The organism is Pannus brasiliensis CCIBt3594 (assembly GCF_036688125.1).
In the GTDB taxonomy this organism is placed as follows: domain Bacteria; phylum Cyanobacteriota; class Cyanobacteriia; order Cyanobacteriales; family Microcystaceae; genus Pannus; species Pannus brasiliensis.
Genome location: NZ_JBAFSM010000031.1, coordinates 54,064 through 60,989, shown reverse-complemented (window position 1 = coordinate 60,989; position 6,926 = coordinate 54,064). Strand labels below are relative to the sequence as shown.

Sequence of the window (6,926 nt, the reverse complement as noted above, 5' to 3'; positions counted from 1 at the left end):
TTTTCGGTGACATTAGAAACGGTTTCTCCCGCGTTCTCCAGTAATCCGGAACCGGCGGCCGGGACGCGAACGTGTTTCGAGCGAGCGATCGACGACCAATTCCCGTCCTCGGTAAAATAACCGATCTCGGCCAGATAATCCCGATCGTCCGTCGCGATGGGAACGTGGCGATCGCGGTCGGATTCGAGAACATCGTACTCCTGTACGTCGTGGGCGGGCCGGACATCGAGATCGATATCCGTCACATCGTATACCCGCAAAACTAAATTCTGATCCGCGGCCGTCGCCTTGTCCGCCTCGGTCAACTCCCAATAGGCGTAAGCTTCCTGACTATCGCGGGGAACGAGAACGATCCGGCTTCCTATCTCTCGTGCCGGGAAATCATCCACCGGGGTTTCGATTTCCTCGTCCTCGCGATTGACGAGACCGTGTACCGCCGCCGCCGCGCCGGCCGCCATCGCCGTCACCCCGGCCAGGGCCGTCGCCGCGCCACCGGAAAGATTTTCTCCAACGTCCGCGAGCGTTTCCCTAGCGTTGGTTAACAGTTCGTTCGCGGGGGAACAGGCCGGGACGCGAACGGGTTCCGATCGAACCAGTTTCAACCAATTCCCTTCCGGGGTGACGTAACCGAGTTCGGCCAGATAGTCGCGATCGTCGAGGGGGATGGGTACGTGCCGATCCCGATCGAGTTCGCGGCAGTCGTATTCCCGCATATCGCGCGCGGGTTGTTTATCGAGGTCGATATCGGTGACATCGTAGACGCGTAGGGCTAATTTCTCGCCCCCCTGACGGCGTAGGTCATTTTTCTCCTCGTCGCTCACTTCCCAATACGCGTAGGCATCCCGACAGTCGCGCGGCACGAGAATAATCCGGCCGGTTTTGGCGATCGGGGGGGGGACGATCGGCGGGACCGGTTCCACGCCGGGAGGAACGGGAGTCACCGCGGCTTCCTCCGCCGGCGCGCCCTTGCCACCTTTGAGGAGGAACGGTAACGCGATCAGCGCGCCCAGGGGTAACAACCACCAGAGCCAAGTGGGAGGGGTCTGTTGCGGCGGTTCCCCGGCGGGAGGGGGGGGAACTTGAGCGGTGGTTTCGGGGGAGGCGGCGGGAGAGGGATCTGTCGCGGGAGGGATGACAACGCCCGCGTCGGCTTTCCGGGCGGTCTCGATCGCCGCCTGTCGATCGGGGGCGGTCGCGAATCCGAGGAAGGCTTTCACCGCCGCGCTAGGGTTCGGCCCCTTGTAGACGTACACGAGCGCCTGGGAGAAAGGATATTTCGGGTCGCTCGGTAGGGTGTCGTGCATCTGGAGAACTTTGACTTTCGGGTTGTTCTCCACCTGATCGACGATGGCGTAACCGATCGCGTTTTTGTCTAATTTCTCGCTGACGGCCTCGATCGTGTCCGCCTCGACGGTTACGGCGTTGCTTCCCGTTTTAAAGGGTTCTTTCTGAAAAACCGGGTAATTCTCGAACGCGGAACGGGTATCGCTGGTCGCGGGTCGATCGACGAACACGATCGTCCCCGCGGGCCCGCCCACTTTCACCCAATCGGTGAGTTTCCCGTGGAAGATGTCCGCGAATTGGTCGATCGTCAGACTGCCCGCGAAGGGGTTATCGGGCGAGGCGATCAGGGCGATCTTGTTGCGGGTGATGGTTACTTCCTTGAGTCCCTTGGCTTTTTCCGCCTCGGTGAGATTCCGGCCGATCGCCGCGAGGTCGATTTTCCCCTCCTCGACCGCTTTTAAAGCCGATTGGGTGCCACCGTAGTCGGCGGTCACGATCGATCCCGGAAAAGCTTTCTGGAAGTCTTCCCCGAGGGCTTTATTGATGTTTTTCATGCTCGCGGAACCGTCGATCGACAGCTTGGTGTCCGCGGGAACGGCGGTCGGTACCGGGAAGGTTTCCGCCGGCGCGGATTGGGCGATGGCTCGATCGGGTCGCGCGCGGCCGGCGATCTCGATCGTCGGGAGAGCTAGGCTCGCGAGCAAGGCCAGACCGAAAAGAGAGATGTATTTCTTGTATGACATAGGTAGAATCGTAAACGAAAAAGTTCTAGTCATTTTTTGGGAAAATTCTAGCAATTTTCTCCCGGCTAACCCAGGAAAAATTTATGAAGATTAACGTTATGTTTGATTAAGTTTGTCCGGCAGGGGCGGACGGGCGATCGCGTAAAGGGCCGGCCCGAGGACGGGAACCAGGGAAACCGACCAGAACAGAAAGGGATTGTCGATCCCCCGTCGATCGAGATCGTCCCGCAGGAATATCGGGAATAACAGGGTTAATAAACAAAAATCCAGGCTCATCACGTTAATAAAGCGGCTCGATCGCCATTGCTGTCCGAAATCCGTCCAATCTCCCGCGATCAGTCCATAAGCGAAGAGAGCCGACGCGCCGAGAAAAGCGATCGCCCCGACAAAGCGCGAATCCCACACTTTCAGAATCCAATTTTTCTCGCCGGTAAAATCGCCCTCCGGTTGACGGAAAACGAGATAGGGTAAAATCGCGAACGCGCCGACCGCGAAGGAACCGAGCGCGAACGGCCAGGCGGGAATCTTTCGCGCGCGACCGTCCACGAGCATCACACTCGTGTAGAGGATCGGCCAGATTCCCATCAGGTTAAAAAGGGTGATAATTAACGGGTTGATTCCCCGCCATTTCCCCGTCGAGAGATCGATAATCAAATCGAGCGTATCGGGCCGATCCGGTGGGGCGAGAAAAAACGCGTAAACGGCGAAACTAAGCCACAGTAAACCTAAAGCGATTTTGACAAGCATAATCTTTCACGAGTTAGAAGTTAGGAGTTAGAAGGCAGGAGGTGAGGGAGGGTAAAGGTGAAAGGATTAAGAAAGCTCTTTTTCCTTTTGCCCTTCCCCTTTAAGGCAAAAAATTTCCCCATCTCCCTATCCCGGCTATTCGCGACGGTAACGAACGGGTTCTAGTCGGGGAGTGTTCGTTTGATTGCGGCGTAACTCGCGAGTTTGTTCGAGTATCACCTCGATATCCTCGTCGGTAATCTGCCGAACGTAATTTAACTTGATCTCTTCGAGTAACGCGATGATTAAATTCTCCAGTCGATCGATACTGTTGCGGGTCTGTAACTCGGTTCCCATTTCCCGCGTGAAACGTTCGGTTAACTTCTCGATTAATTGTTCGGCGGCTTTATCCTCTCGGGATAACTCGCGGGATACGTCGATAAACGCTTGATAGAGTTGACGGGAAACCCGATCGCTCAATCGGGTCTCTAGATCTTTCATTCCCGGTAAATTCTGGAGGCTTTGATAGGCGGGAGTGGACGCGAGAGCCTTGTCGATATTGTACTTGATCAACGCTTCCGCTTCCGGTTGAATTCGCGGTAACACTTTGTCTACCATCACGGTAATGACTAATTTCACGATCTCGGCGATCTCGTTCGTATCGTTAAGATCGACAAACTCCCGATTTTTCTGGCGAATTAGGAAATTCCGCACCTCTCCCCGTCTCACGTATCCCTGAATTTGATTGAGAACCCGGATCACGATACTCTCGGTGATTTCCTCGGAAATCGTGGCCACGAAACCGCGGATCGTTTGCTCGCGGATCGTGTTTAAATTAATCAATTTCGCCTGGTGTAAACGGATCAGCGTCGGGATAATTCGTAACCATCGGAAAAAGGGGATAAACAGGAATACATCGTACCAACGCCATAACATCGCCTCGAACCAGCGCAGACCGACGTGGGTGCGGGAGATCCACCAGGTTCTCGTTAAAAATTCCAAGAAGAAAATAATGCCGAAGAAAAAATCGATCGCCTCGAAGTTATCGATCGGTCGTCCATCTTCCCCGATCGGTCGAAAATAATTCGTCTCGATAAGGGGACGGATATTGTGATTAAAAAATCCCAACTCTCCCGCGAATCCCTCTTTGGTTAAATAATCCCGACTCCAAAAAATATTAAAAGCTTGTTTCGCCGAAGCGTTTTCCGTTCCGAAAACCCGCTCTCTCATGAGATTCTTGATTTTCTCTAACGTCCCGGTTTTATTGGCGACCTGAAAGGGATTCGTATCGATCATGCTGGAACTATCCCGACGTAAGGCAACGAGAATATCATCCACCTCTCGCGGGGGAGCGGAAGACTCGATCGCCCGTTGCAATCGATCGACCGTTTCCAGATAATTGCTCGTGCTTCGATAGGGTTGAATTCCTTTCACCGCGTCGTATCGGGAAAGCGCCGTCACGAAGGGAACTTGTAACGGTTTTCCGGGGGGGAGCTTTACTTCCTGAAAAGAAATCGGCCCTATTGTTATCGGTTCGTTAAATCTCAACAGGGTCACTTGAAAGCGTCCCTGTAACCAGAAATCCCGCAGGGGAATATAGGTTAGATCGAAAATCACCAAGAAATAGTTAAATAATACCAGCAAGGCCATCAAAGCCTCGAAAGTCGAGCGCGTCCGCGCGCGGATGGTTCGGGAAGAAGAATTTTTCGCCAAGGTTATCAAAACGAGAGGGGATCGTCACTATAGTAACAATTGACGTTTTTCTCCACAACTAACCAGGATGAGGCGGGTATTAGGAGGAAGGAAACCGAAGAAAAATCAAAGATAAAAGCGAGGAAAGCTTAGAATAAGCGAATAAGTCGATAATTTTAACCTTGTATAATTCTAGACACGCGTGGGCGATCGAACTCTCCCTTCTGGGTTCCTGTGAATCGGGACAAACACGGGCGTTTTCTCGCTAAATTTTACCCGATCCGTCGTTTCCAGGCGAGAACTAACTTAATTTCCTCGTAGCTGTAATTATCGCCTAAATTATCCTTTATCGTTCGTAAAGAGCGATCGCCGACTCTCTCGATCGTCAGGAGGATGATCTGCCGTCTCGCGGTCGGGACGAGATGATCGATCTCTACCGGTTGTCCGGCCTCGATCAACTTCGCGAGATGTTCGACAACGGTGCTAACGGTGATACTTCGAGTTTTAGCGATCTCTTCGATACTTAAGCCGTCCTGATAGTATTGCAGGGTCATCAGTTGGGTGGGCGAGAGGACTTCCTGACAGAAATCGGCGATCGCCGCGAGGAAGATATCACCGTATTGCTGTAATTTTCGCTGTCCGACCCCGGAAAGTTGGCCGAATTCGACTAAAGTTCTCGGTTGTTCCTGCGCCATGAGACGGAGCGTGGAATCGTGAAAGATCACGTAGGGAGGCACACCTTGCGCGTCGGCGATTTTCTTGCGGAGGAGACGGAGACGCTCGAACAACAACTCGCTTTCGGCGCGACGGGAATTGTCGTCACCCGATTCTCGCTCGATCGTTTTCCGGGGGACGGCGATAAATACGGAACGCTGTTTCCGCATGACTTCCCAACTACGCTGATTGAGTTTCAAGATACGATATCCGTCTTGAGTTTCATCGAGTAAGCCTTGATGGACGAGGGAGCGACTCAAAAGCTTCCAATCCTCAACGGTTCTATCTTTCCCGATCCCGTAGGTCGAGAGAAGATGGTGTTGATACTGTTCGATTTTCTGCTTTTTCGACCCCCGCAGTACATCGATAACGTGCATCATACCGAATTTCTGGCCGGTACGCGCCACGCAGGACAAAAATTTTTGCGCCTCGATCGACCAGTCCTCCCGCGGTTTCTCGTTCCGGCAATTATCGCACAGCCCACAATCTCCCTCGTACACCTCCCCGAAGTAGCGCAGGACGATCGATCGCCGACACTCGGTTCCCTCCGCGTAGTCCAGCACCCGCCGCAGTTGTTGACGGGCGATCATCTGTTCTTTTTCGTCGTTTTTCTGATTGATAAAAAACTCGATATTCCGAATATCCCCGAAACTAAAAAATAGAGTACATTTCGCGGGTTCGCCGTCCCGTCCCGCGCGTCCCGACTCCTGATAGTAGCCTTCTAAATTGCGAGGAAGATCGAAATGCACGACGAAACGAACGTCCGGTTTATTGATGCCCATGCCGAAAGCGATCGTCGCCACCATCACCCGAGCGTCATCGCGGATAAAACGGGTTTGATTGCGACTTCTTTCTTTATCCTCCATTCCCGCGTGATAGGGAAGTGCCTCGATCCCGTCTTCCCGTAATTTGGACGCGATCTTATCGACGGTTTTGCGACTGAAACAATAGACGATTCCCGAGCCTTTTTCCTGACGGATATAGTTCAACAGTTGTTCGTAAGTGCCTCTACCTTTGGGCTGAATTTCGTAATAGAGATTCGGGCGGTTGAAGCTAGAAAGATAAACGGCCGCCTCTTTTAAACCCAATTGCGTGATAATATCCTCGCGCACGCGTTCGGTAGCCGTCGCAGTTAACGCGAGGAGGGGAACGTCGGGAAACCGTTGTCGCACCTGTTTGATCTGCCGGTATTCCGGGCGGAAATCGTGGCCCCAATCGGAAACACAATGCGCTTCATCGATCGCCAGCAGGGAAAGACCGATATAATTATCCACTACCGACAGAAATTCTAGGAAACTATTCGAGAGTAATCGTTCGGGCGCGACGTAGAGAAGTTTGATTTTCCCGCCGAGGATTAACGATTCTCGATCGCGCGTCTGTTTGGCGTTCAGGGTACTATTGAGAAAGGTCGCGCCGATGCCGTTATCGACTAGCGCGCTCACCTGATCTTCCATGAGCGCGATCAGGGGGGAAACGACGACGGTTAAGCCTTTTTTTAACAGCGCGGGTAGTTGGTAACAGAGGGATTTACCGCCACCGGTGGGCATAATTACCAGTAAATCCCGATTCTCTAGCGCGGCTTGAATGATGGCTTTCTGATTGGGACGAAAGCGATCGTATCCGAAATAATACTTTAAAGCCCCTTCTAGATCGGCAAATCTCGACATCGCGGGTTCGGGAGAGCGAGAGGGTACAGTATGTCTATAATAGCCCTTGACGGTCGATCGATCCGCGGTGATTACCCCCCACCGTCTCTCGATATCGATA

The 6,926-nt window shown here is 53.1% G+C and carries 4 protein-coding genes; all 4 read right to left on the bottom strand.

Translation table 11 applies throughout. The annotated features are described in order from the left end of the window. On the bottom strand, window positions 1-2,027 hold a 2,027-nt coding region (locus V0288_RS15795), incomplete at its 3' end, for a DUF4912 domain-containing protein (RefSeq protein WP_332866091.1). 96 nt (window positions 2,028-2,123) lie between these two features. Beyond that, a complete protein-coding gene (locus V0288_RS15790) occupies window positions 2,124-2,774 on the bottom strand; it encodes a DUF2834 domain-containing protein (RefSeq protein WP_332866090.1) in 651 nt (216 codons plus the stop codon). Between the two features lie 135 nt (window positions 2,775-2,909). Beyond that, window positions 2,910-4,472, bottom strand: coding sequence for a hypothetical protein (locus tag V0288_RS15785; protein WP_422661991.1), 1,563 nt, complete (start codon window positions 4,470-4,472; stop codon window positions 2,910-2,912). 245 nt (window positions 4,473-4,717) lie between these two features. Beyond that, window positions 4,718-6,826 carry a DNA helicase RecQ gene (gene recQ, locus V0288_RS15780; protein WP_332866088.1) on the bottom strand — a complete coding sequence of 703 codons (2,109 nt, stop codon included), beginning with the start codon at window positions 6,824-6,826 and terminating at the stop codon, window positions 4,718-4,720. Window positions 6,827-6,926 lie beyond the last annotated feature (100 nt).

Coding starts and splice junctions, on each gene's coding strand:
- recQ (WP_332866088.1), bottom strand. CDS start 6,826: ATGTCGAGATTTGCCGATCTAGAAGGGGCTTTAAAGTATTATTTCGGA.
- V0288_RS15790 (WP_332866090.1), bottom strand. CDS start 2,774: ATGCTTGTCAAAATCGCTTTAGGTTTACTGTGGCTTAGTTTCGCCGTT.